Source organism: Photorhabdus akhurstii (assembly GCF_019090985.1).
GTDB classification, from domain to species: domain Bacteria; phylum Pseudomonadota; class Gammaproteobacteria; order Enterobacterales; family Enterobacteriaceae; genus Photorhabdus; species Photorhabdus akhurstii.
On the sequence record NZ_CP020335.1, the window covers coordinates 2,729,279 to 2,751,908 of the forward strand.

17 protein-coding genes and 4 pseudogenes are annotated in these 22,630 nt (G+C 38.9%); 11 read left to right on the forward strand and 10 right to left on the reverse strand.

Going from position 1 to position 22,630, the window contains the following annotated elements; translation table 11 throughout:
- Window positions 1–135 precede the first annotated feature (135 nt).
- The 3 genes and pseudogenes from B0X70_RS11965 to B0X70_RS11970 all read right to left on the reverse strand — a co-directional run bounded on the left by B0X70_RS11965 (window position 136) and on the right by B0X70_RS11970 (window position 4,364).
- Window positions 136–1,653 (reverse strand): M60 family metallopeptidase, encoded by a 1,518-nt coding sequence (locus tag B0X70_RS11965; RefSeq protein WP_217471579.1) that lies wholly within the window; start codon window positions 1,651–1,653, stop codon window positions 136–138.
- A gap of 219 nt (window positions 1,654–1,872) precedes the next feature.
- Window positions 1,873–1,959: pseudogene (locus B0X70_RS25195) on the reverse strand (DMSO/selenate family reductase complex B subunit); the annotation flags it as partial.
- Window positions 1,956–4,364: a DMSO/selenate family reductase complex A subunit gene (locus B0X70_RS11970; RefSeq protein WP_217471580.1), complete on the reverse strand. Its 2,409-nt coding sequence runs from the start codon at window positions 4,362–4,364 to the stop codon at window positions 1,956–1,958. The pseudogene B0X70_RS25195 and the gene B0X70_RS11970, both read right to left, overlap by 4 nt.
- A 446-nt stretch (window positions 4,365–4,810) precedes the next feature.
- Between B0X70_RS11970 and B0X70_RS11975 the strand changes: the two genes are divergently transcribed.
- Window positions 4,811–6,418: an ABC transporter substrate-binding protein gene (locus B0X70_RS11975; protein WP_217471581.1), complete on the forward strand. Its 1,608-nt coding sequence runs from the start codon at window positions 4,811–4,813 to the stop codon at window positions 6,416–6,418.
- 440 nt (window positions 6,419–6,858) lie between these two features.
- On the opposite strand, the gene B0X70_RS11980 is transcribed toward B0X70_RS11975, so the two are convergent.
- Complete coding sequence (locus B0X70_RS11980; RefSeq protein WP_217471582.1) at window positions 6,859–7,971, reverse strand: histone deacetylase-like amidohydrolase; 1,113 nt, start codon at window positions 7,969–7,971, stop codon at window positions 6,859–6,861.
- 395 nt (window positions 7,972–8,366) lie between these two features.
- On the opposite strand from B0X70_RS11980, the gene B0X70_RS11985 reads away from it, so the two are divergent.
- Window positions 8,367–8,966 (forward strand): lytic polysaccharide monooxygenase, encoded by a 600-nt coding sequence (locus B0X70_RS11985; protein WP_214052457.1) that lies wholly within the window; start codon window positions 8,367–8,369, stop codon window positions 8,964–8,966.
- Window positions 8,967–9,182: 216 nt separating this feature from the next.
- Here B0X70_RS11985 and B0X70_RS11990 read toward each other — a convergent pair.
- Window positions 9,183–9,434 (reverse strand): annotated as a pseudogene (locus tag B0X70_RS11990) (class II histone deacetylase); the annotation flags it as partial.
- A gap of 422 nt (window positions 9,435–9,856) precedes the next feature.
- On the opposite strand from B0X70_RS11990, the gene B0X70_RS11995 reads away from it, so the two are divergent.
- From B0X70_RS11995 to B0X70_RS12005, 3 genes and pseudogenes are all read left to right on the forward strand, one after another.
- Window positions 9,857–11,764 carry an amidohydrolase gene (locus tag B0X70_RS11995; RefSeq protein WP_217471583.1) on the forward strand — a complete coding sequence of 636 codons (1,908 nt, stop codon included), beginning with the start codon at window positions 9,857–9,859 and terminating at the stop codon, window positions 11,762–11,764.
- 441 nt (window positions 11,765–12,205) lie between these two features.
- The gene (tus, locus tag B0X70_RS12000) at window positions 12,206–13,132 is read left to right on the forward strand and encodes a DNA replication terminus site-binding protein (protein WP_217471584.1); all 927 of its coding nucleotides are present in this window, start codon (window positions 12,206–12,208) and stop codon (window positions 13,130–13,132) included.
- A 53-nt stretch (window positions 13,133–13,185) separates the two neighbouring features.
- A pseudogene (locus B0X70_RS12005) lies at window positions 13,186–13,413 on the forward strand (toxin-antitoxin system antitoxin component); the annotation flags it as partial.
- A 6-nt stretch (window positions 13,414–13,419) separates the two neighbouring features.
- Here the strand turns inward: B0X70_RS12005 and pemK-mt are convergent.
- The 3 genes and pseudogenes from pemK-mt to fumC all read right to left on the reverse strand — a co-directional run.
- Window positions 13,420–13,569 (reverse strand): annotated as a pseudogene (gene pemK-mt, locus B0X70_RS12010) (type II toxin-antitoxin system toxin endoribonuclease PemK-mt); the annotation flags it as partial.
- A 1-nt stretch (window position 13,570) separates the two neighbouring features.
- Complete coding sequence (locus B0X70_RS12015; protein WP_217471585.1) at window positions 13,571–13,747, reverse strand: AbrB/MazE/SpoVT family DNA-binding domain-containing protein; 177 nt, start codon at window positions 13,745–13,747, stop codon at window positions 13,571–13,573.
- A 222-nt stretch (window positions 13,748–13,969) separates the two neighbouring features.
- A complete protein-coding gene (gene fumC / locus B0X70_RS12020; RefSeq protein WP_036805900.1) occupies window positions 13,970–15,364 on the reverse strand; it encodes a class II fumarate hydratase in 1,395 nt (464 codons plus the stop codon).
- Between the two features lie 179 nt (window positions 15,365–15,543).
- Between fumC and manA the strand changes: the two genes are divergently transcribed.
- From manA to B0X70_RS12040, 4 genes are all read left to right on the forward strand, one after another.
- Window positions 15,544–16,716, forward strand: a complete 1,173-nt coding sequence (manA, locus tag B0X70_RS12025) for a mannose-6-phosphate isomerase (protein ID WP_217471586.1) — start codon at window positions 15,544–15,546, stop codon at window positions 16,714–16,716.
- A 139-nt stretch (window positions 16,717–16,855) separates the two neighbouring features.
- Window positions 16,856–18,403, forward strand: coding sequence for a YdgA family protein (locus tag B0X70_RS12030; protein WP_217471587.1), 1,548 nt, complete (start codon window positions 16,856–16,858; stop codon window positions 18,401–18,403).
- Window positions 18,404–18,480: 77 nt separating this feature from the next.
- On the forward strand, window positions 18,481–19,482 hold the full coding sequence (gene add / locus B0X70_RS12035) for an adenosine deaminase (RefSeq protein WP_040148717.1): 1,002 nt from the start codon (window positions 18,481–18,483) through the stop codon (window positions 19,480–19,482).
- A 217-nt stretch (window positions 19,483–19,699) separates the two neighbouring features.
- Window positions 19,700–19,936 (forward strand): hypothetical protein, encoded by a 237-nt coding sequence (locus tag B0X70_RS12040; protein ID WP_040148716.1) that lies wholly within the window; start codon window positions 19,700–19,702, stop codon window positions 19,934–19,936.
- A 311-nt stretch (window positions 19,937–20,247) separates the two neighbouring features.
- On the opposite strand, the gene B0X70_RS12050 is transcribed toward B0X70_RS12040, so the two are convergent.
- Both B0X70_RS12050 and B0X70_RS12055 read right to left on the reverse strand, forming a co-directional pair.
- Entirely contained in the window at window positions 20,248–20,601 is a 354-nt protein-coding gene (locus B0X70_RS12050; RefSeq protein ID WP_217471815.1) for a hypothetical protein, read from the reverse strand.
- 1 nt (window position 20,602) lies between these two features.
- Window positions 20,603–21,460 carry a glycosyltransferase family 2 protein gene (locus B0X70_RS12055; RefSeq protein ID WP_217471588.1) on the reverse strand — a complete coding sequence of 286 codons (858 nt, stop codon included), beginning with the start codon at window positions 21,458–21,460 and terminating at the stop codon, window positions 20,603–20,605.
- A gap of 443 nt (window positions 21,461–21,903) precedes the next feature.
- Here B0X70_RS12055 and B0X70_RS12060 point away from each other — a divergent pair, with 443 nt between their 5' ends.
- Window positions 21,904–22,149: an AbrB/MazE/SpoVT family DNA-binding domain-containing protein gene (locus B0X70_RS12060; protein WP_217471589.1), complete on the forward strand. Its 246-nt coding sequence runs from the start codon at window positions 21,904–21,906 to the stop codon at window positions 22,147–22,149.
- The gene (gene mazF, locus B0X70_RS12065) at window positions 22,149–22,481 is read left to right on the forward strand and encodes an endoribonuclease MazF (RefSeq protein ID WP_040148713.1); all 333 of its coding nucleotides are present in this window, start codon (window positions 22,149–22,151) and stop codon (window positions 22,479–22,481) included. Before B0X70_RS12060 ends, mazF begins: the two co-directional genes overlap by 1 nt.
- Window positions 22,482–22,630 lie beyond the last annotated feature (149 nt).

Sequence of the window (22,630 nt, forward strand, 5' to 3'; positions counted from 1 at the left end):
TGAAAGTGATGTTGAATTTGATATTATTCACGACTTCTTTAGTAGATTAATTGACACAGGCATTGATGTAAGTTAAATCCCGTTTAGCAGTTAGTTGAGAAACTGTAGATAATTGAATAATATAGTTGGATGAATTTACGAATATGATAATTTAAAATCATAAACTTTCATATTGTAAATAACGTATTTCTCTCCAGCAAACCTGACTTCAATTTCAATTAAATCATCTAAAATAAAATGATGAGAAACTTTTACATTCAAACCATTTTCATCTAAATTTGTGCTGCAATCAAATGGCTTGCCATCTTTTATCTCTGCGAGATATTGATTGTTATTTTTAATAACATATTGATACGGTGTGTGCCAATCACGATCAATAGTGAATTCAAATTCATTTTCACTTAATAGTGTTTTCTTTATACTTTTCATAAAATAGGCCAACTCGGGAATATATTTTTCCTGTGGCATCATTATTGTAATCAAGTTTTTATCATCGTTTTCCCATATATTTTTATCTAGCGGCGGCAGGGTTTTTAATATTTCTAATGTTTTTTCATTGGGTGTAATGCCCCATTTATTAAAAAAGGCAGCCAAGTTAACATTCGCCAGTTGAGATGATGATATTATAAATTGTTGTTTTTTATCACCATTATTTATTGGTAATGAATCCATTATTCTATATATTTGATGGAGCTGAGGATAAAACCCATCACCAAATGTTAATTTTAATTGCCATAGCATTCCCAACTTTATATTAATGTCCTGGGTGTCAAAATTCTTCTTTTCAGCGGCTAAATATTCTTTGATCTTGGGGTAATATTTATCTAGCTGACTTGCCCTACCATAAAGCCCTTCTTGAACGGCTAAAGAATACAGGTTTACTGTAACCTCCATCATTCCGGTTCCTCCACTCCAGGTATAAGGAAATTGTTGCCTTTGATGACCACTTTCATGCCAGACTCCCCAACCATTATTGGTAGTTAATAATCGTTGAAGAGCCGCATCACCATTAAAGCCCATATGTCCATGAGTAGCGAACATATAAAAACGGTCTGATTCTACATATAACAATTTATTGGGATCACTCTTATAGTCTGCTTTTCCATCTTCTAATAATCCTGATATGCTATCCTGTAAGCGGATAAAATTATCATAATATTTCATTAATGCATTGGGATCGGTAAGGTATTTCTTAGCACTCTTATATCTTACAACAATTACTGATCGTTTACTGCTAAGTTGAACAACAGGTGCTTTAGAATATAACTCCATCATACTCTCCCAATCTGTATTACTGGTTTCATTCAGCTTAAATGACGGCACTGGTTGTAATTCTGATTTAATAATGACCTTTACATAACCATGATTGTTGTTATTGGTAAAACAGAGTAAACCTTCATTCCTTGGTCTTAGTTTATTTAACCCTTTCGTTAACAAGTATTTTACTGGTTTATTCAATTCAGGGACACCAATCACCGCATTAATAGCACCTTTTATTTCTCCTTCAACATCAATAATCACTTCTTGACCGGCAATAACGTAAAACCCTGAAGGTTGTAATTCACTGTGTGCAAAAGTTCTTCGTTGTATTATTTTATATTCATTAGTAGAACCGTTACCTTGTACAATTACCTCTTTCTTATTCTCGCTCATTTCATTATTACCTTTTTATTTAGGATGGAAACATTGGAAAAATGCAGATTAACTGCATCTCGTCGAATCTATAGAATAACTCGCGATTCATTTTGAAATGATATCATTACTAACAATTTGTCAAACATCCATAATAAAGTCATCTATCAGGAAATGATTTTATTTCGCTAAGAATATTTTCCGAGGCAACTTTATCTCAGAAACATATTAGCGACAGGAACTTTTACATCCTGAACAACGGGGTGAATCAATAAAAAAGCCTAATTGTCGGTTGCTTACCAGCGCATATTCTATAAATTTACTCAGGCTTTATTGACCTCGACCAGTAATGTTTGATGGGAGTTTCCATGTGCAAGCGGAGTTTTACGGGATGATGTCAGCACATTGACACAACCGCCCCAATCAACACCATTTTTATCCGGTTGCCACCATGCGCCGGTCGGCATTGCCACCACGCCGGGGATAATACGTTGAGTTACCTCCGCCGGGATCATAGAAACTCCGCGATCATTAAATACCCGAACCAAATCCCCTTGTTTAATTTTACGTTTCTGTGCATCCAGTGGATTAATCCACAACTTATGGGTTTGCACCTCCTTTAACCAAGGATTTGAATATTGGGTTGAATTGGAGCGGTTTTTCCCTTTCCAGGTAATTAATTGCAACGGGTATTTTTCAGTTAATTTATCCTCCGGCCCTTCGAATGCCGGTACATAATGTGACAACGCAGGGATTTCAGGATGTTGCATGTCATACAGACGTTTAGAAAATATCTCTATTTTTCCTGAAGGTGTGGGAAATGGATGATTTTCTGGGTCACGAATATTTTCTTCAAAAGCGACATAAGGCGGTATTTTGAAAAGATGTTTGTGTGTCCGTTGTAATTCCTCAAAAGTGGGCAGATTTTCTTTTGGCATAGCCTGACGGTTAGATTCCATAATATGGGCTATCCACGCTTTTTCGTCACGACCTTGGCTGAATTCCTGTTCAACGCCCAGTTTTGCTGCAACTTCGCGTATCCATTCATAATCAGAGCGCCGTTCAAATTCAGGTTCGATCAATTTTGATGACAAAATGAAATAACTGCCGGTGCCCCAAGGAAAGCCAATATTCCAACGTTCCATAAAACTGGTTTCCGGCAATAAAATATCGGCATATCGGGCGCTTGGTGTTAGATAAAGATCACTGGAGACAATGAATTCAATTTTAGATTCATCTGCCAATATTTTTACTGTCTGATTGATATCAGGGTTTTGATTTGCAAGGTAATTACCGGCCAACGAGAATAATATACGAATATTGGTATTCAGCTTATCGGCACCTACTAAACCGTCTGCCGGGGTAACTTTACTGGCATCATCGGCTGCCTGGACCCAGTTCATCACGGAGATTTTTTCTTTTACTGGGTTTTGACCCAGATCGAGTCCATAGAGGGATTTATTACCAGCGACACCACTGAAACCTGCTGCCCACCCCCCTTTTTTACCCACATTGCCGGTTATTGTAGCTAAAATTGTTGCACCACGTGCAACACGTTCACCACAGATGTGGCGTTGTGGACCCCATCCTTGAATCAGGGCTGCGGGTTTAGTGCTGGCATATTCACGGGCAAGCTGACGAATGATATTCGCCGGCACTTTAGTGATTTTTTCAGCCCATTCCGCTGTTTTCACAATGCTATCTTTAGCGCCTGTCAAGTAAGCAATCAGAGATTCATTGGCGGGAACGCCATCCGGCATATTGTTTTCATCAAAACCAATCGTATAACGATCGATAAATTCTTTATCGTGCAAATTTTCACTGACAATCACATACATCATTGCATCCATTAATGCGTTATCAGTTGTTGGCAGCAAAGGAATCCATTGGTCAGCCAACGAGGAAGCAGAATCAGAATAACGGGGATCGACAACAATAAATTTAGTGCCGTTCTTTTTCATCTTCTGGAAATAGTGGTTGGAGTGACCAAAAATAGTTTCAGCCGGATTATGGCCCCAAAGGATCACCAAAGGATTATCTTCTAAGGTATCCAGTGTGCTACCCGAAGTGGCCACGCCGTAGGTATAAGGTGTCGCTGCCGCTGTATTGCCCATACTTACGGAATGGTAAAATTGTAAATGTCCGCCGGTAATATTAAGTAAACGACGCAACATTTTATCACCTGATGATACACCGCCGATTACCGCGGTATTAACGCTAACGTAGCGGCAAGCCGGGCCATATTTTTCAGTAATATTTTTTAGCTTATCCGCAATAATGGTTGTCGCTTCATCCCAGGAGATTCGTTCAAATTTCCCCTCTCCCCGCTTGCCAACTCGTTTCATCGGATATTTTAAACGATCAGGATGATAAACAAATTTGCGATAGCCCTTGCCGCGTATGCAAGCTTGCATGATCGGCATTGCTTCATCGAGTTCATGATCAGGTCTGGTGGTGATGCGGGTGACAACACCTTCTCGGACATGAGCTCGGATATCGCATCTTCCTCCGCAATCAAACGTACTACAGGTGGGTATGACTTTTGTTTCACCCGCATCAATAACATGAATCGGTAGCGGGCCTTGGCTTGTTTTCTCTTCGGCGATTGCTTGGCGGGCAGAAACAAAAGGAATAGATATAAGCGCTGCACTTGCTTGAATAGAACGACGACGGCTGACTGTCAGGTCATCATTCTGTTCATTGGCTTCATGATTTATTTTTCTATATTTCATATTAGCCTCCACATTGCATCTTATTCGCTGGATGTTATTTAGAAAAAACGGTTTAAATGTTGATAGCGATCAAGGATTAATACAATTTAGATCACATTTTCTTGAAAAGTTTTGCTAAATATGGCTAAAAAATTGATACTGAAATGAATATTTTAAAATAATTTATATCACGAGTGAATATTTCAAAGTGTATATAAATTTATTACTTAAATTTCATGATATTGATGGAGTAGTGCTAATTATTTTATACTAATACTTAATGATAGTTATACCTCTCGCATTCAAAATAGGGTATTCAATAGCATAATATAATCTTAACTAAACATCTGAAATAGTCATAAACATTCTGAAGTTTAGTTTGCAAAATTGCATAAAAACCTTAGTTATCAAATGATTGATTTTCCTGAAATGGATACCTCAAATGAAATTTCCTTGGAGAACAAACGATGAATAAAACATTAAGGAATATATCCTTATTCACAGGCATTATATTTGGCAATCTGGCATTATCCCATGCCGCAATTATTCCAGCAGGTACATTATTGTCAGTTAATCAAGATATCACCCGCAATAATGGTTCAGAACCTGTATCTCTTGATGTTCATAAAGTTGAAAATGATGTTGAATTCAATATTATTCATGATTTTTTCAGTGGCTTAGTTAGCGCGGGCAGCGATGGAAAAATCAATCCTGATTTAGCGGTTAGTTGGGAAACCAAAGATAATAAGGTGTGGTTATTTCATCTAAGAAAAGGAATAAAGTGGTCTGATGGTTCTCCTATTACTGCCCATGATGTGGTTTTTAGCTGGCGGCGTTTAGTTGATCCCAAAATTGCGTCTCCGTATGGCAGTTATCTTGGCAACATGCACGTGGCCAATGCTAAAGATATTGTTTCTGGTAAGAAGAAGATTGATGAATTAGGTGTAAAAGCACTGGATAATTTGACTTTGGAAGTAACGTTAGAACAACCGGTATCCTATTTTTTACAGATGTTGGCATATCCTGTCATGGTACCCATCAGCCAAAAAGCGGTTGAAAAATATGGTGAAAAGTGGACTCATTCCGATGTATTTGTCAGTAGCGGGCCATTTAAGCTAGCCGAATGGATTGTTAATGAAAAAGTTGTTGGAGTCAGGAATTCACAATATTGGGATAATGCCCATACTGTTATTAATCAAGTCACTTATCTTCCAATAGCATCAGAAACAGCAGATATAAATCGCTATCTGGCCGATGAAATTGATATCACCAAAAATATTCCATCAATTTTATTTAAATCTTTAAAGGCCAAATTAGGTAATCAGGTTCATATCACGCCAGCATTAGGTGTTTATTATTATGATTTTAATAATCAAAAAGCGCCTTTTAATGATGTCAGGGTCAGACAAGCATTAAATCTGGCTTTAGATAAAGAGATCATAGCAAATAAAGTTTTAGGGCAAGGCCAAGAGCCCGCTTATAATCATACCCCTCCCAATACCGGGGGAATGGATTTAGGGCAGCCTGATTATGCATCATGGACACAGCAAGAAAGAGTTGAGGAAGCTAGACAATTGTTAAATGAAGCAGGTTATAATAAAGACAACCCATTGAAATTTAAACTTCTTTATAATACATCAGAAGAGCATAAACGAATTGCTATTGCGGCGACTTCAATGTGGAAAAAAAGTCTGGATGTAGATATTGTTTTGCAGAACCAAGAACGAAAAGCCATGTTGGATGTTATTCGTCAAGGTAATTTTGAGATGGTGAGATATGCGCGGATTGCTGATTATGATAATCCCGCCTCGTTTCTAAATAACTTTGTTACTGATAGTTCTAATAATACGTTCTTATATAGCAATCATGCTTATGATGATTTAATAAATAAAGCTAAAGCAACAAATGAAAGAAAATATTTTCAGCAAGCAGAAGACATTCTGGCAAAAGATGTACCAGCAATTCCTGTTTATTACTATATCGGCGTCAGATTAGTTAAGCCTTATATTGGTGGGTATTATATGAGTCCATTGGGTTTTGTGTCGACAAAAGATCTTTATGTTATTAAGCATTAATAGAATGTTATTGTAACATTTAAGTCTATATTACGGTTTTGAACAGATTGATTGTTTTAAACCGTAATAATATATCGATAAATTATTATTTAATATAAAATGAGAATATATATCCGTTTAAGTTGCAACTATAAAATCAATCATCAATATAAAGATTGATGACGAATTATTTATTGCATTTTGTTATTGGTGGCTCCCTTTAATTAGCTGGGCCCTACTGGTGCCCTAGGAGAGTTTCATCAATCTATTGATAGATTATCTTGTCTAATATTAAATGGGAACAGCATGTGGTGCTGTTCCCGTCACTTACTTCTTTTCATCCAAATTGTTAATACATTTTCTTTATCTCAATGTATCTGTATCATCGAATGTGACTGGATTATTACGGTAAGCATTGAGTTTATCTCTAACTATGCGGAGCAAACCTAATGCAACAAAGCTCAAAGACCGAATTTTTCTTTAAGTTTATCAATCTGCTGTTGTTGAAATAGCTCAAACTCAGCTCTTGGCTGCTGCAAACGTATAGAATCTAACATTGGATCTTTGACTTCCGTACGAATGCCGCTCATCTGTTCAAGTACAGCCAATCCACAGAATGGGACATAAGACTCTGCATACCCGCCTTCATGCACAACGACGAGTTTTCCGTCGCATAAATTATCTGCTGCCTGTTGCACTAGCTGGGTCATCTGCCGAAAACTTTCACTATGAAGCTGCATCCTTGCCAAAGGGTCCACCGCATTCGCATCATAGCCACAGGCGACAATAATCAGTTCCGGTTTAAAGCGTTCAAGCGCAGGAAGTACTATCTGTGTCATTGCATAGATATAGCTATTATGTCCGGCTCCGGCAAGTAATGGGATATTCAGGTTATAACCTGCCCCTTCACCTTCCCCGATATCATCTTCACCGCTGTATCCGTTAGGGAAACAACCATCCTGATGCATCGAGATGGTCAAAACATCAGAACGATCCCAATAAATATGCTGAGTACCATTACCGTGGTGAACATCCCAATCAATGACAGCAACTCGTTTCAAATCAAAACATGCTTTTGCCTGTTCAATAGCCAATGGGATATTTGCCAGAAAACAAAATCCCATAGGTTTATCAGGCAAACAGTGATGACCTGGTGGTCGAGAAAGGCTGTAAGCATTATCAAGCTCACCGCTAAGCACAGCTTTCACCGCAGCACAAGCAAGGCCCGCTGAGAGCTTAGCAATTTCATAGCTTCCCGGTCCCAGAGGAGCTTCTGTACCAAGCATTCCTCCGCCATTATCACTGACTTGCTTAAATCGCTTCAAATACTCTTCAGGATGGATTTTACGTAGTGTTTGCTCATCAATAGGCGATGCCGAAGAAAGGTGTAAAGAGTGGCTCAAGCCTGATACATCCATCAAATTTTTTAACCGCCTTTTTGTTTCCGGCGATTCAGCATGTGCAGTTCCAGAAGAAGGCTGGACCCAACCACCGACAGGCAGAGTTGTTACATGCAAGCCAGTACTATGCCAAAAACAATATTCATCAAAGAAAAACCCTGTTTTTCGTCTCATTATCCTTTCCTTCTACATTAAATTAATTCACAAATCGTTTTCATTACCCTATATCGATAATTTTTTTATTTGAATTATCTGCATAAGAATAGACTGACGAAGATACATCACCATAACTATAAATAAGTGTTTTTAAGTTAGCAGGTACTAGCTAAAACGCACAAATTGGACTGTTGTACGAACCACGACCAATAAATTAAGAAAATCATATCCTTTTATATTATAAAAAATAATAACAGGCATATTTTAAGCAAAGTTTCAATAACTTAATATAATTAGATTATTAATCAATTTATGAAATGGATAATCATATTATATTTATCTAGAATTGATAGTTAAGTCCTGGGGCTTTATTTGTCGTAGATAAATTATCCTGTAAAGTGGAGGACACTATTATGTATAAACATAAAGTGAAAGTGATGGCTTTAGCCGCTACGATAATTACAGCTTTATCTAATGGCGTATGGGCTCATGGTTATATTGACAGCCCAGGAAGTCGTGTATTCCTTTGTTCTGCACAGGGAAATGAACAAAATACAGATTGTGGGTTGGTCAAATATGAGCCTCAATCTCTTGAAGCTAAGAAAGGTTTTCCACAGGCCGGTCCAGAAGATGGCCATATTGCTAGTGCTGGCATTGGTCATTTTGGCGCATTGGATATTCAAACCGAAGATCGTTGGAAAAAAATCCCTATTACTGCCGGTGATATTGAGTTCCAGTGGGAAATTATGATCCAACACAAAACCGCAAGTTGGGAATATTTTATTACCAAACTTGATTGGGACCCCAATAAACCTTTAACCAGAGAGCAATTTAATAGTACACCTTTCTGCTTTGAGGATTATCAGGAAAAAATGCCGGGCAGTAGAGTTATTAATAAATGTACCTTACCAGAGGGTTATCAAGGCTATCACGTTATACTGGGTGTTTGGACAATCTCAGATACCCTAAATGCATTTTACCAAGTAATTGATACAACAATTAGCCCTGCTTGATATTAGGTACATCTTATAAAATAACTATTATCGGGAACAGCATGATGCTGTTCCTGTTTATCGAACTTTTTATTCTATCTATTGAACTCAGTTAATTTCGATGTAAACACTGATGTTTATGAAAACAAAATTAACCCCATGCTTGGTCAATATAAATAATCGATAAAATAGCCATTATTCGCGGATTAAATGCACGACTATATGAAACATATTTGTCAAGTACTCTTCAGGATGGATTTTACGTAGTGTTTGCTCATCAATAGGCGAGGCCGAAGAAAGGTGCAAGGAGTGGCTCAAGCCTGATACATCCATCAAATTTTTTAACCGCCGTTTTGTTTCCGGCGATTCAGCATGTGCAGTTCCAGACGAAGGTTGAACCCAACCACCGACAGGCAGAGTCATTACATGCATGCCAGTACTATGCCAAAAACAATGTTCATCAAAGAAAAACCCCGTTTTTCGTCTCATCATCCCTTCCCTCTATATAATATTAAATTTATTTACACATTGTTAACATAATCAGAATACCAAAAAACCGGATAAATGCGAGCCAGACTGTTTTTAATTACGAACCATTAAAACTAGAAATTTCCGGCTCCTAGATTATCCCTCTCAACGCCAACAATCCGTTCTGAAAATAATATCCCGGATGCCCACGACTTTCATATCTTCTATTTTGTGACAGTAACGACAAGTCAATCAACTTTAGTTATACCCTTTTCAAAGATACTTGATTTTTCCTGAAATCAGAATCATCCTTAAATTAGTCATATAACTCACCAATCAATAATAAAAAGGAGGTATTTTTTCAATATTTAACAATTTAAATCAGTAAATTAACTTCATATCGTATCTTAGGCATTTTAAATAAACTCAAGAGGAAGCTGATTATGTGCCAAGCTTGCGTAGGAAAATTACTGGGAACAATAAGTGCTTTGCATCTTTGCGAACCACAAAGCTCGATAGATATAGATAAAGAAATTTCTGAGACATCTGCCACTGAAGCATCTGTTGTGATGCAGTGGCCTCCTCCTGACAAAAAAGCGGATATTATCTTCCACGCCAAACTTGAAGATGGTAGCCGCATCATCACTATGGACGAGAGTTATAATCTATACGAGGCATTAGCGATCGCAGACGGAAAAATTCTGGCCGTTGGTACCTTTCAAGATATAGAGAAACTGCAATCATACAAAACACGGATGGTCTGTCTGGAAGAAGGGCACACGCTTCTCCCTGGTTTTATCGATCCACATCAACACACACTTACAGGTTCGGTAATAAAAGAATTCTCCATCGATTGTGGCTATGCCGACACTCGCAAGACTAAAGATGAAGTACTAGAGTTCATACGAACTACAGCAAAGAACGCGCAGTCGAACGATTGGCTATTGTTCTCGCTATATGACAATCTTCGTCAGGGCGGTGACATTAAACACGGTGACCTTTCGATGTCGGACCTAAATGATTGTGCGCCACATAACCCGGTTTTTGTTTATTATATAAACATGCATACGGCAACAGCTAACCAGAAAGCATTTGACACGGTTGGTATTAATCCAGACCCAGAATACTACAAGAATCACCCCATTAAAGATGGTGGTCATTTCGGTACAAAGGATAATAAATATAACGGGATGGTCTATGAGGAAGGAGCAATAGAACTTTTCATTGGCCCCGCGTTAAAGGCGCAAAATTTAAATGGGAGCAAAATAAGAAAAGCTATCATAGATTGGCTTGACTACAACGCAGAACTTGGCAATACAACTATTCATGAGGCTGGCGTGGTAGTTCCGCCCGGGGTTAAACTGCCTGAGTTGCTCAGCGAGTACGCAGAAGTAGTCGAAGGGGGTAATTGCCGTGCAAGTGTTAGCTTGATGTATGCTGATGATATGCAACCGCACGAGCTGGATAGTCTGTCTAAAAAATATGGTGTTGATTCAGCCGAGGTGCAGAAATCAGATGCTGCGATGACACTTTATGGGATGAAAATCGTAGGCGATGGCTCAAACCAAGCCAAGACAGCCGCTCAAACAAAGCCATACCTTGATAGTGTTCATTATGGGAAAGCTAATTACCACAAAGGAGAATTTATCTCAATGGTCAACAAGGTTGCAGAATACGGTTGGCCAGTTCTGATCCATTGTAACGGTGACAGGACTTTGGATCATGTCTTGGAGGCTATTACGCTAGGTTATGGGGAGGATGCGCATCCTCTTACTAACGCTAAATACATCAACCGCATTGAACATTGCACAATCACACGTTCTGAGCAGCTTGACACAATGAAAAATCTTGGCGTTCAACCAAGCTTTCTGATGAACCATGTCTACTATTATGGATCTGCATATAAAGATCAGTTGTTCGGGTTAGAACGCGCAAATCGGATGGACCCAACGCAAGAGTGTGTGGATAAAGGTATCCCTTTCTCGCTCCATACAGATGCACCCTGCTCTAACATTGGACCACTTCAATTGGTACACGCGGCAGTTAACAGAAAATGCGATACGACCAAGGAACTCATTGGCCCAGAGCAAAGAATTAGTCTGACTGAGGCATTACGTGCAGTTACCATTAACGCAGCTACTCATATCGGAAGAGCCGAACAAATTGGCTCTTTAGAGGTCGGGAAGTTCGCTGATCTGGTTATCCTTGCAAAAAATCCTTACGAGGTTGATTGTGACAAGCTCAAAGATATCGGAGTTTGTGAAACTTGGATTGGTGGAAAGAAAACGCAACCTAAGATCAAAGTCTGTGAGACTTATACTAGTGGAAAGAAAACACAGTCGCATTCGTAATTACGTACAAAGAAACAGAAAACTGGTTACGTTTTAGATTGGGCACCAGCATACGTGCTGGTGCTCGGAATTGTATGTGGCTAAAGTCTCATCAATTTTTGCTATTTATTCCTCGCAATAGCATCGTCATTAATGGAGAGCATAAAAAACGATTAACCTAAACTAATGGAAGTTAATCAAAGGGGTAATTTAATAAAATCATAATCATTCCAACATTAAAAACTTGGCAATATATACTCAAGATACTTCAAAGTGCATGTTTGAAAAACGATTATATTGTTGAATTTAAATGTTTTTATGTCTGACGGATCAAGCATCTTGAAGTTCATTCGGTATAGAAACCGTCCTTGCTTTTCGTTATTGCTTAGCGACTTGTGAGTTTGATGTTTTCACCTTTTGTTCTATAATAAAAAGTATGTTGTAACTAATTTTGTTATTGAAATGAGTAAATATTTATCAATTGAAGATTTGAATCGTTGTTTTCAACAACAAGTGAGTAAGTTGAAACAACTGGATGAACAATTAAATAGCTATTTTCTGTTAGCCGCTCATGTGTTTACTCTGCCTGATGTAGAAAAAGGCAGTGAACATGACCCTGTAACAGAAATAATTGTTAATGAAATGACCGATAACGACGCTCTAAATCTAGGGTTAAGTCATTACCAAAAGCTATTTATATATCACAACAATCAAAATATCAGCAGTAAAGCTGCCGTTCGCCTTCCCGGTGTACTCTGTTTTTCTGTAAATCAACAACAATATCGCTCTGCTTTACTATTAATTGAGGAAATAAATAAGTTGAAAGCAGAACTTGAACATATCGTAACGGTGCAATCAGGGGTGGATAAAGAGCAACGATTTGAGTTCGTTCACAGTCAGTTACATGGCTTGATCACTTTAAACGCTTACAGAACCATCACTCCCCTTCTCAATCCCGATTCAGTTCGCTTTGGTTGGGCAAATAAAAATATCATCAATAAAGTCACAAAAGATCAAATCCTGCAACGTTTAGAAAAGAGTTATAACTCTGGGCGTGCCGTTTCCCCCTATTCTCGTGAACAATGGGCAGCATTGGTCGCCAAAGAAATCACCGATATAAAAAAATTATCGGACGATGTGGTTTTAAAAATCAAACGCCCAGTAAAAGTACAACCTATTGCTCGAATTTGGTATGCGGAACAACAAAAACAGGTGCAATATGCTTGTCCTCTGCCAATCATTGCGTTTTATGTTGATTATGGCGATAACCAACCAAAGATAGGGAAACTTGCTAACTACGATGCCAATGCCATAGTGCATCGCTATAAACCCAAAGCTAAACCACTGGAATTGATTATTCCAAGGCTACATTTATATCGTGAGATTTAATGCATAGTTATTTGTTTGATTCAAATAGCGACAAATGAATTAAAGCGGTGTTTATGCGAGTTTTTATACCAAGCCACAAAGTCCAGAGTAACCCATTTTGGCGAACAGTTGGTTTCCCATCAAGCAGTGGGCCACATCTGAATGCAATATTAAATGAAGGGTTCCCAATCACTATAGTTGATAAAATACAACATTGGTCAATGTTTGGTAAAGGGGATATTTTGCGGATTGCAGGTGCCAAAATACGCAGCTATTCAAGACGCTGCTCAGGTAAAGGTAAACCCCTTATTACCACCGCTGGTAACGGGTACCACTACAGGCAGGCGGGTCACGCGGTTAAAGGCCGCTGGCGTGACAATCAGCACCGGCCGCGTTCCCTGCTGCTCATGGCCTGCGGTAGGGTCGAGTGAGACAAGCCAGATTTCCCCTCTCTCCATATCAGATTGCCTCCCGGCCTACAGCTGGCGCGTCCAGCCATTCACGATCTTCTGCACTGATTTCGGCATCCGGATCGCATTGTGCCAGCAGTTCAGCAAGCGAATATTGTGGGCGCTTGTACGGCGGAACGGTCAGCATAACGGAGCCGCCGACTCTCTTCAGACGAGTGGTATGCATATTTCACCTCCATAAAAGTTATATATAAATATAATATCCAACAGGGAAATAAACCAGGCGGCAACACTAAAAAGTTAAATAAATATATAACTTTTTATCCCAGAAGCGTAGCAGGCCCACTGCCAGTAGCGGTGGAAACCATAAACCTAATCCCACGTATTCCCGTTTAAATAAAAAACCGGAGCACTCGTCTCCGGTCAGTTTTTTATGGCTAAACAACAATTATTTCAAGCTGCCAACCATATCTTCTGGACGAACCCACTCATCAAACTCAGCTTCTGTCAGATAACCCAGTTTCATCGCCGACTGCTTCAATGTCAGCCCTTCTTTATGGGCTTTCTTAGCAATTTCTGCGGCTTTGTCATAACCGATATGTGTATTCAACGCCGTTACCAGCATCAGAGATTCATTCAGCAATTGAGTAATGCGATCGCGATTAGGTTCAATACCAACTGCACAATGCTCATTGAAGCTACGCATACCATCAGCCAACAAGCGAACAGATTGCAAGAAGTTATTAATCACCATTGGGCGGAACACGTTTAGCTCAAAGTTGCCCGATGCACCACCAATATTAATAGCAACATCATTACCCATAACCTGAGCGCAAAGCATAGTCACCGCTTCACACTGAGTTGGGTTAACTTTACCTGGCATGATTGAGCTACCTGGTTCATTTTCAGGAATTGAAATTTCACCGATGCCACAGCGAGGACCGGAAGCCAACCAACGAACATCGTTTGCAATCTTCATCATGGATGCAGCCAGACCTTTTAATGCGCCATGAGAATGAACCAGAGCATCACAAGTCGCCAGCGCTTCAAATTTATTTGGCGCAGTAACAAACGGATGGCTGGTCAGTTCAGCCAATTTCTTCGCAACACGAACAGCATATTCAGGATGAGTATTTAAACCGGTGCCAACCGCAGTTCCCCCTAGCGCCAGTTCACAAACATGGGGAATACTGTCTTCAATGTGTTTCAGGTTATGCGCTAACATTGCTACCCAGCCAGAAATTTCCTGACCAAGAGTCAGTGGCGTCGCATCTTGCAGGTGGGTACGACCAATCTTAACGATATCCTTATAAGCTTCAGCTTTATCAGCCAATGTTTTTTGTAATATTTTCAGCTCAGGGATAAGGTGTTCACGCAACGCGATAACAGCGGCAACATGCATTGCTGTTGGGAAAACGTCATTAGAACTCTGACTTTTATTTACATCATCGTTAGGATGGATAAGGCGTTCGTTACCCCTCACCCCGCCAAGGATCTCGCTACCACGGTTCGCCAACACTTCGTTCATGTTCATGTTGCTTTGCGTTCCAGAACCGGTCTGCCAGATAGCAAGCGGAAATTCTGTCGGATGTTTACCTTCCAGCACCTCTTTCGCAGCGGCAATAATTGCTTCTCCACGTTCTTGCGGCAGAAGGCCCAAATCCATATTGACACTGGCCGCAGCCTGTTTGGTCAATGCCAGAGCATGAATTAATGCAACCGGCATTTTCTCCTGCGAAATGCGGAAATGCTCAAGCGAACGTTGAGTTTGCGCTCCCCACAATTGGTCAGCAGGTACTTCGATAGGCCCCATTGAGTCTTTTTCAATGCGAGTGGCTGCCATTACTATCTCTCCTTAACACACAGAATAATCGAATATGCATAATCAGTCTTTGCAGATAAACTGATTAGCATTCTGTTATCATGCCACATATTAGTTCCTGATTATGCCAACCAAGTCGTATTTATCGTATTGTGGTAGAAAGGAAATAGATTGATTTTTTAAAAAAGAGAGTAACGGCCATGTTGAAGATGATAAATCAGATCCAGCACTATTCATGGGGAAGCAAAACTGCCCTGACCGATATTTATGGTGTTGAAAATCCAGATAATCTGCCAATGGCTGAATTATGGATGGGCGCCCATCCTAAAAGCAGTTCATTTGTAACCAATCCCGAAACGGGAAAACCCATTGCCTTAAATGAATTAATAGCCAGTGATCCGGAAAAATATCTGGGGAAAAAAGTTTCAGATAGATTTCACCGCCTGCCTTTTCTATTTAAGGTATTGTGCGCGGCTCAACCTCTCTCAATTCAGGTTCACCCTGATAAAAAATCCGCAGAAGAGGGTTTTGCCAAAGAGAATATCGCCGGTATTCCATTGGATTCAACCGAAAGAAATTACAAAGATGATAACCATAAACCTGAATTGGTTTATGCCCTCACCCCTTTCCGGGCAATGAATGGATTCCGTCCATTAAACGAAATAGCGCAATTATTGGAATTCGTTATTGCGGCCCATCCCAAGATTCCGTACTTTATTCAAACACCAAATGAACAGAATCTTGCCTGCTTATTTTTCCAATTGCTTAATATGAGCGGTAAACAAAAGCAGTTAGCTCTTGGCGTATTAAAATCAGCGTTAAACAGTCGGCTCGGTGAACCTTGGGATTCCATCAAGAAAATGACGGCGTTTTATCCTGATGACAATGGCCTGTTTATTCCACTTTTACTTAATGTCATTGAGCTTGAACCAGGTCAAGCCATGTTTTTATGCGCTCGCACGCCTCACGCTTATCTGGAAGGGGTTGCTCTTGAAGTTATGGCAAATTCAGATAACGTCCTGCGAGCGGGTTTGACCAATAAATATATGGATATTCCTGAGTTAATGGCAAACCTTGATTTCGCATCAAAACCAACAGACACCTTATTTACGCTACCGGAACAGGAAAAAACAGCGAAAAACTTCCCTGTTCCAGTAGATGATTTTGCATTTTCTATTTATTCTCTATCAAAGCAGCCAATTACGCTGGATAACAATTCAGCATCGATTGTTTTTTGTGTTGAAGGTCAAACAGTTATACAATCTGGAGAACACCAATTAAGAATTTTCCCAGGTGAGTCAGTATTTATATCTGCTGCCGAAAAGGCTGTGATTATTCAGGGTGATGGTTTTACCGCCCAGGTTTTTAATTAATAATGCCAATCTGGGCCTGAAACTTATTCACAGGCCGTTAAGCACTGCTTAAATTCCAAGTGATGCTAACGGCCGTTTTTATACTAGAGGGCACATATTACTTACTACAAAGTATGTGCTAAAAGGATGGATTTCCATTATGAAAAAATCGTTAGTGGCCGTAGGCATTATTGTTGCTTTAGGAGCAGCTTGGACTGGGGCTTCATGGTATACAGGCAAGCAGATTGAACAACGTATAGATCAATCTATTTCCCGCGCTAATGCTGAAATGAAAAAAGCTTTCCCTGAAACAGGTCTGATGTTACAGAGTAAAGATTTCCACCGTGGCGTGTTCAGTTCTGACGTCCGCCTCATTTTGACAGTTAAAGATGGCGTTGGAAACGCAGAAATTAAACCAGGTGAAGAGATTTCAATTAAGTCTGTGATTGATCACGGCCCTTTCCCACTTGCACAAGTGAAAAAATTAACCTTAATTCCTAGCATGGCTTCTGTTCATTCCGAACTGGAGAATAATGAAGCTTTAAAACCACTGTTTGAAATCACTAAAGGAAAATCACTGTTTACTTCTGATTCACGTGTTAGTTATCGTGGTTCTGTTATTTCTGATGTTGATATCATTCCTATCGATTTTGAAAAAAATGGTGCTAAGTTCAATTTTTCCGGCGCCAAACTGACTTCCGATCTCAGTCGTGATCTGAAAGAGATATCACTGGCAATCAAGAGTGACCAGTTAGCCATCAATAAAAATGACGAAAATTTCCTTGTCAAAGGTATTGATTTAAACCTGTCCAATAAAAAAGGCAAATTTGATATCTATGTTGGCGATCAAAGCATTGAAATTCAGGAAATCAGCCTAAAAGGTATCGGCAATGAAGATATGATGCTTTCCGGTGTTAAAATAGATTCAAATATTGGTGAAGATGAAACTAATCTAAAAGGGAAAATCACTTACAGTTTAGATGGTCTCAAGATGAGAAATATTGATTTTGGTTCTGGTAAGTTTGTAATTACTGCGGATCGTCTGGATGGTGAAGCCGTTCGTCAGTTTACTCAAGCCTACAATGACGCAGCCGCCAAATCACTCTCTTCTGGCGATCTCTCTTCCGATGCGGCAGATACCGCCATTATTGACGCAGTATTGTCTAACCTGCCTATTTTGCTGAAAAACAATCCACAATTTGGTATCGAACCATTAACCTGGAAAAATGCCAAAGGTGAAAGCACCATTAATTACCACGTGAGTTTGAAGAACTTACCGAAAGATAAAAGTAGCTTGTATTCAATGAAAACAGAAGAAGCTATTCGTACTTTAATTCAGAACATGTCTCTGAATGTCACATTACCAAGACCTATGATGATTGAGTTCTCTACTCAGTCAATGATCATGAATGGCATGGATAAAGCAAAGGCTGAACAGAATGCTGAACAACAGATAAATCAGTTTGAACAATTAGGACAACTGTTTAAACTTACCACAGTTGATAAAGATGCTATCAGCATTAAGTTTAGCTATGCAGACGGTAATGTAGAAATGAACGGTAAGAAAATGCCTTTACATCAGTTCCTGTCTGAATACTATTTATCCGACGACTCTTCTGATGATGAAGCACCAGAGCAAACAATGCCAGAAGGCGACAACCACGACAGTGGAAAAGAGAAAACAGAAGGTACTCAACCTGCGCAATAAAACGCGTTCATAGACGTTTTGTTAAATTGCCAGTCAACGCATGTGACTGGCATTTTTATATAAAAAAGGACTGGAATGTGATTGACATAAAACTCCCACTGACAGATTTACACCGCCACCTTGATGGAAATATCCGGCCGGAGACTATTTTAGATCTTGCCACCCAGCATAATATTCAGCTTCCAGCAAATGATCTGGAATCACTACGCCCTCACGTACAAATTATTAACAATGAACCGAGCTTGGTAAGCTTTTTGCAAAAACTTGATTGGGGAGTGGCGGTACTGGCTGATTTGGACGCTTGTCGTCGTGTTGCTATTGAGAACGTTGAAGATGCTATCAATTCTGGGCTTGACTATGCTGAATTACGTTTTTCCCCTTATTACATGGCGATGAATCACAAATTGCCGGTTGAAGGGGTCGTTGAGGCAATTATTGATGGTATCCATTCTGCCCGTCAAAATCACGATATCGACATTCGTCTTATCGGAATTTTAAGCAGAACTTTTGGTGAACAAGCTTGTACTCAAGAATTAGCTGCCCTACTAGCTCACCAACAACATATTACTGCGCTGGATCTGGCGGGTGACGAGTTAGGTTTTCCCGGCCATCTTTTTCAATCTCATTTTACCAAAGCCCGTGATGCTGGCTGGAACATAACTATCCATGCCGGTGAAGCCGCCGGCGCTGAAAGTATTTGGCAAGCCATTCGTGAATTAGGCGCGACTCGTATTGGTCATGGGGTAAAAGCCATTACCGATCCCGGATTAATGGATTATTTGGTTGAAAACCGTATTGGTATTGAAGTCTGTTTAACTTCAAACCTTCAAACCAGCACCGTTAGTTCTTTATTGGATCATCCACTGAAACAATTTCTGGAAAAAGGTATTCTTGCTTCCATTAATACCGATGATCCGGCCGTTGAAGGTATAGACATCCGCCATGAATATGAAGTTGCCGCACCTGCCGCAGGTTTATCTATCGCGCAAATTCGCCAAGCTCAGATAAACGGGCTGGAAACCGCTTTTATCAGTGATGCAGAAAAACAGGCATTACGCATGAAAGCAGCAAGTCGTTAAATACAAATAGTTCAGGAATGGAATCTCCCATTCCTGATTGTGGTTATTACTTGAAATATAATGTACAAATATGTAGTTCGTATAGTGCTGAATATGGACGTCACCGCAATATAAACGCAGTAATAGCTACATGATAGGTTCTAGTTGATTTTAGTGGATTTTTTGGTAGTTTTGACCTTATGATTTATCTATCAAAACACGTTAGGAGTTCTGGAATATGTCCGTATTAGATGAAGCAACAGCAGTAATAATTTGGCTGTTTATGATTTACGTATTGTATTTCGGTCATTTCTGGTATATCTCTGTTCCGTTAGGCTTATTTTTTGTATTCACGACAGTTAAAACGGCTAAAACAGTAAAAATTAAAATCTTATGTGCTGGATTAGCGTTGTTTTTTTTAATTGCACCAATTACTGCATTACTAAAATATAGGGAAATTTTTTATTTGGAGTAATTTTCTGCGGTCATATTAATGAGCAATTAATGTTATCCATGCCCCAATGGAAATGTGGCGAATGCGGTGCTAAACGTCACTTCGATATAAATACGACTATTAATATTGCTGCAATGGCTACGTAATATTTTTTCAATTGAGCTTGTACCTTTATGGGGATTTCAATCAAACCAACCTCAATTCAATTTTTCCGATTCATATGCCATGAATAGCAGAATATTGGTATCTAAAAGCAAATCCATTAAGAATATTTTCCTTCAAACATATTAATAACTTCAGTGCTGTTCATATCGTCAAAATTGGTGGGGACGCTACCTTTGCCTTTGAGGAAACCGAGCTTGCGTTTTGGACAAGTTAATTTTATCGTCGTAGATGTTAACTTTTTCCATAAAATGACCTCTTTTTGTACATACTTTAAACATAGCCATTTTTGTTGGTCTAGTCAATTTGGTTAGGCTAATGATTTGCTTATAACTTACTAAAATTGCTTTTGATATTGGTAAACCAACTTTCCTACAATCAACATCATATGCAGATTTCACATTAATATTTTTGATTGAAATACCTAGATTATTAATTATTGGATCACTATCTGAGTGAAAATAAATCCCTTGATAGAGAGAAGAACAGCAATTTCCAACACCTGCAATAGCAACGTTAATCATATTAAAAATCCTTTTCGTTAGTATTTTGTGAAATTATTAAATCATTTAATTTAAATATATTTTCTTCTTTTATAAGCCAATCTGTCATTTCATTACTATACTTTTCAGAAATATACTTTTTATTTTCTAAGTTGGTCTTATAATTTTCATCATCATCCTCTGGATGAGACAGATGTATACCTTCTATCCCATCAAACAAATGAAATTGATAATTAGCTTTGTGAAGCCGGAAACCAAGATCAATATCTTCACCACCCCATGATTTAAAATGTTCATCAAAACAGCCCACTTTTTCAAAGAGTTCTTTTTCTACACTAAATATTGTTCCCCATAAAAAAACCCAAGGTGCAGGCATGGAACATAATTTATAGTTGAATCTCGCGTATGAGCTTTGGCGAATATCTTTGCCAACACCCAGTTCTTTCATCCTTTTAATTGTGCTGTCTACATCATCTAAGTCAACTTTTAGATCCCATTTATTTTCAGAGTACAAACCGTATACATTTCCAATCGAAACTGATTGTGGGTTAGAGCTATGGAACTTAATCACATTCTTAACGAAATCACTTGGCAAAAGTACGTCAGCATCAACAAACGCCAGTAGCTCCCCTTTTGCATTTTTAACTCCAATATTTCTCGCTCGGGCTACACGGAAACCTTCGTCAGGTACATATATATACTTGAGTTTATAGTTGTAAACTCGTTTAGTAACAGCGAGACAAGTCTCATCGCTAGAACCATCATCTACAACTATTACTTCGAAGTCATTAAAATCCGAACTTTGCTTGTTTAGTAAAGAGAGCAAAGACATTAGACTTTCTTTTTTGTTATAAGAAGGGATGATTATACTTAGAGTCATAAATTCTTTACTCCTTGATCTTACTTTTTATTTCAAGAAAAGAGGCTTTAAAATTATGCATATCTGATAGAGTGTAGTTTCCTTGTAGAGATAAGCAATTATTTAATCTGTTTAGGAATTCTTCAATAAACTCATTAAATATGAATTCATTGAGATTATAAAGCCTTCAATATCGTTCTAATACTTTTCTTCCAAAAAGATATCAGGACGATGCACAGCATATCTATCATAGCACCAGGCGATTATTGACGGTATCCATTCTGCCCGTCAAAATCGCGATATCGACATTCGTCTTATCGAAATTTTAAGCAGAACTTTTGGTGAACAAGCCCTTTCGTCGTTATTTCCGGTTCCTAAACTCCCGCTTCAAAAACAGTTTTCATTTGCATTATGACAACACACAAGTAGAGTATCTTCATTGTTGATACTTTGAGGATTTAAAAATGGCACGAGTAGTAGTGAAAAAATGGGGTAACAGCCCTTCTGTACGTCTTCCGGTAGCTATCATGCAAGCCGCCTCACTTAATGTCGATGATACTGTTGATATTACTGTCGAAGATGGTCGAATTATCATTATTCCAGTCAGGGCGAAAGAGTATTCTCCAGATGCGCTATTAGCAGGAATTACACCGGAAAATATTCATGAAAAAATAGATTTTGGTTCTCCCGTGGGTAAGGAATTGATCTGATGGTTTCTCGTTTTGTGCCTGATGCTGGCGATATTATCTGGATTGACTTTGATCCTGTGACTGGACACGAACAGGGAGGCCATCGCCCCGCAGTAGTACTGAGTCCATTTGCATATAACAATAAAGTGGGGTTACTACTCTGTGTTCCTTGCACAACGAAAGCAAAAGATTATCCTTTTGAAGTTGAACTATCAGGAAGCCGCGATAGTGTCGCCTTAGCTGACCAGGTAACATGCGTTGATTGGCGAGCCAGAAAAGTGACAAAAAAAGGCAATGTTAATTCTTCAGAACTGGAAGATATAAGAGCTAAAGCAAAAGCGCTTATCGGATAACGAGGTTTTACATGACCAGACTCCAAACTCCTTAGTCTTAGATCTCGGAAGAAAAATATTTGAAATATAAAATTGCATTCATTGGGGCAATATAAAATTCAAATAGAAACTTACGATTTAAATTTCGTAGTCAAATATTACATTGTTGT

What these genes read in the sequence shown, in the direction of transcription:
- B0X70_RS11965 (WP_217471579.1), bottom strand. Translation starts at nt 1,653, where the DNA reads ATGAGCGAGAATAAGAAAGAGGTAATTGTACAAGGTAACGGTTCTACT.
- B0X70_RS11970 (WP_217471580.1), bottom strand. Translation starts at nt 4,364, where the DNA reads ATGAAATATAGAAAAATAAATCATGAAGCCAATGAACAGAATGATGAC.
- B0X70_RS11975 (WP_217471581.1), top strand. Translation starts at nt 4,811, where the DNA reads ATGAATAAAACATTAAGGAATATATCCTTATTCACAGGCATTATATTT.
- B0X70_RS11980 (WP_217471582.1), bottom strand. Translation starts at nt 7,971, where the DNA reads ATGAGACGAAAAACAGGGTTTTTCTTTGATGAATATTGTTTTTGGCAT.
- B0X70_RS11985 (WP_214052457.1), top strand. Translation starts at nt 8,367, where the DNA reads ATGTATAAACATAAAGTGAAAGTGATGGCTTTAGCCGCTACGATAATT.
- B0X70_RS11995 (WP_217471583.1), top strand. Translation starts at nt 9,857, where the DNA reads ATGTGCCAAGCTTGCGTAGGAAAATTACTGGGAACAATAAGTGCTTTG.
- tus (WP_217471584.1), top strand. Translation starts at nt 12,206, where the DNA reads ATGAGTAAATATTTATCAATTGAAGATTTGAATCGTTGTTTTCAACAA.
- B0X70_RS12015 (WP_217471585.1), bottom strand. Translation starts at nt 13,747, where the DNA reads ATGCATACCACTCGTCTGAAGAGAGTCGGCGGCTCCGTTATGCTGACC.
- fumC (WP_036805900.1), bottom strand. Translation starts at nt 15,364, where the DNA reads ATGGCAGCCACTCGCATTGAAAAAGACTCAATGGGGCCTATCGAAGTA.
- manA (WP_217471586.1), top strand. Translation starts at nt 15,544, where the DNA reads ATGTTGAAGATGATAAATCAGATCCAGCACTATTCATGGGGAAGCAAA.
- B0X70_RS12030 (WP_217471587.1), top strand. Translation starts at nt 16,856, where the DNA reads ATGAAAAAATCGTTAGTGGCCGTAGGCATTATTGTTGCTTTAGGAGCA.
- B0X70_RS12040 (WP_040148716.1), top strand. Translation starts at nt 19,700, where the DNA reads ATGTCCGTATTAGATGAAGCAACAGCAGTAATAATTTGGCTGTTTATG.
- B0X70_RS12050 (WP_217471815.1), bottom strand. Translation starts at nt 20,601, where the DNA reads ATGATTAACGTTGCTATTGCAGGTGTTGGAAATTGCTGTTCTTCTCTC.
- B0X70_RS12055 (WP_217471588.1), bottom strand. Translation starts at nt 21,460, where the DNA reads ATGACTCTAAGTATAATCATCCCTTCTTATAACAAAAAAGAAAGTCTA.
- B0X70_RS12060 (WP_217471589.1), top strand. Translation starts at nt 21,904, where the DNA reads ATGGCACGAGTAGTAGTGAAAAAATGGGGTAACAGCCCTTCTGTACGT.
- mazF (WP_040148713.1), top strand. Translation starts at nt 22,149, where the DNA reads ATGGTTTCTCGTTTTGTGCCTGATGCTGGCGATATTATCTGGATTGAC.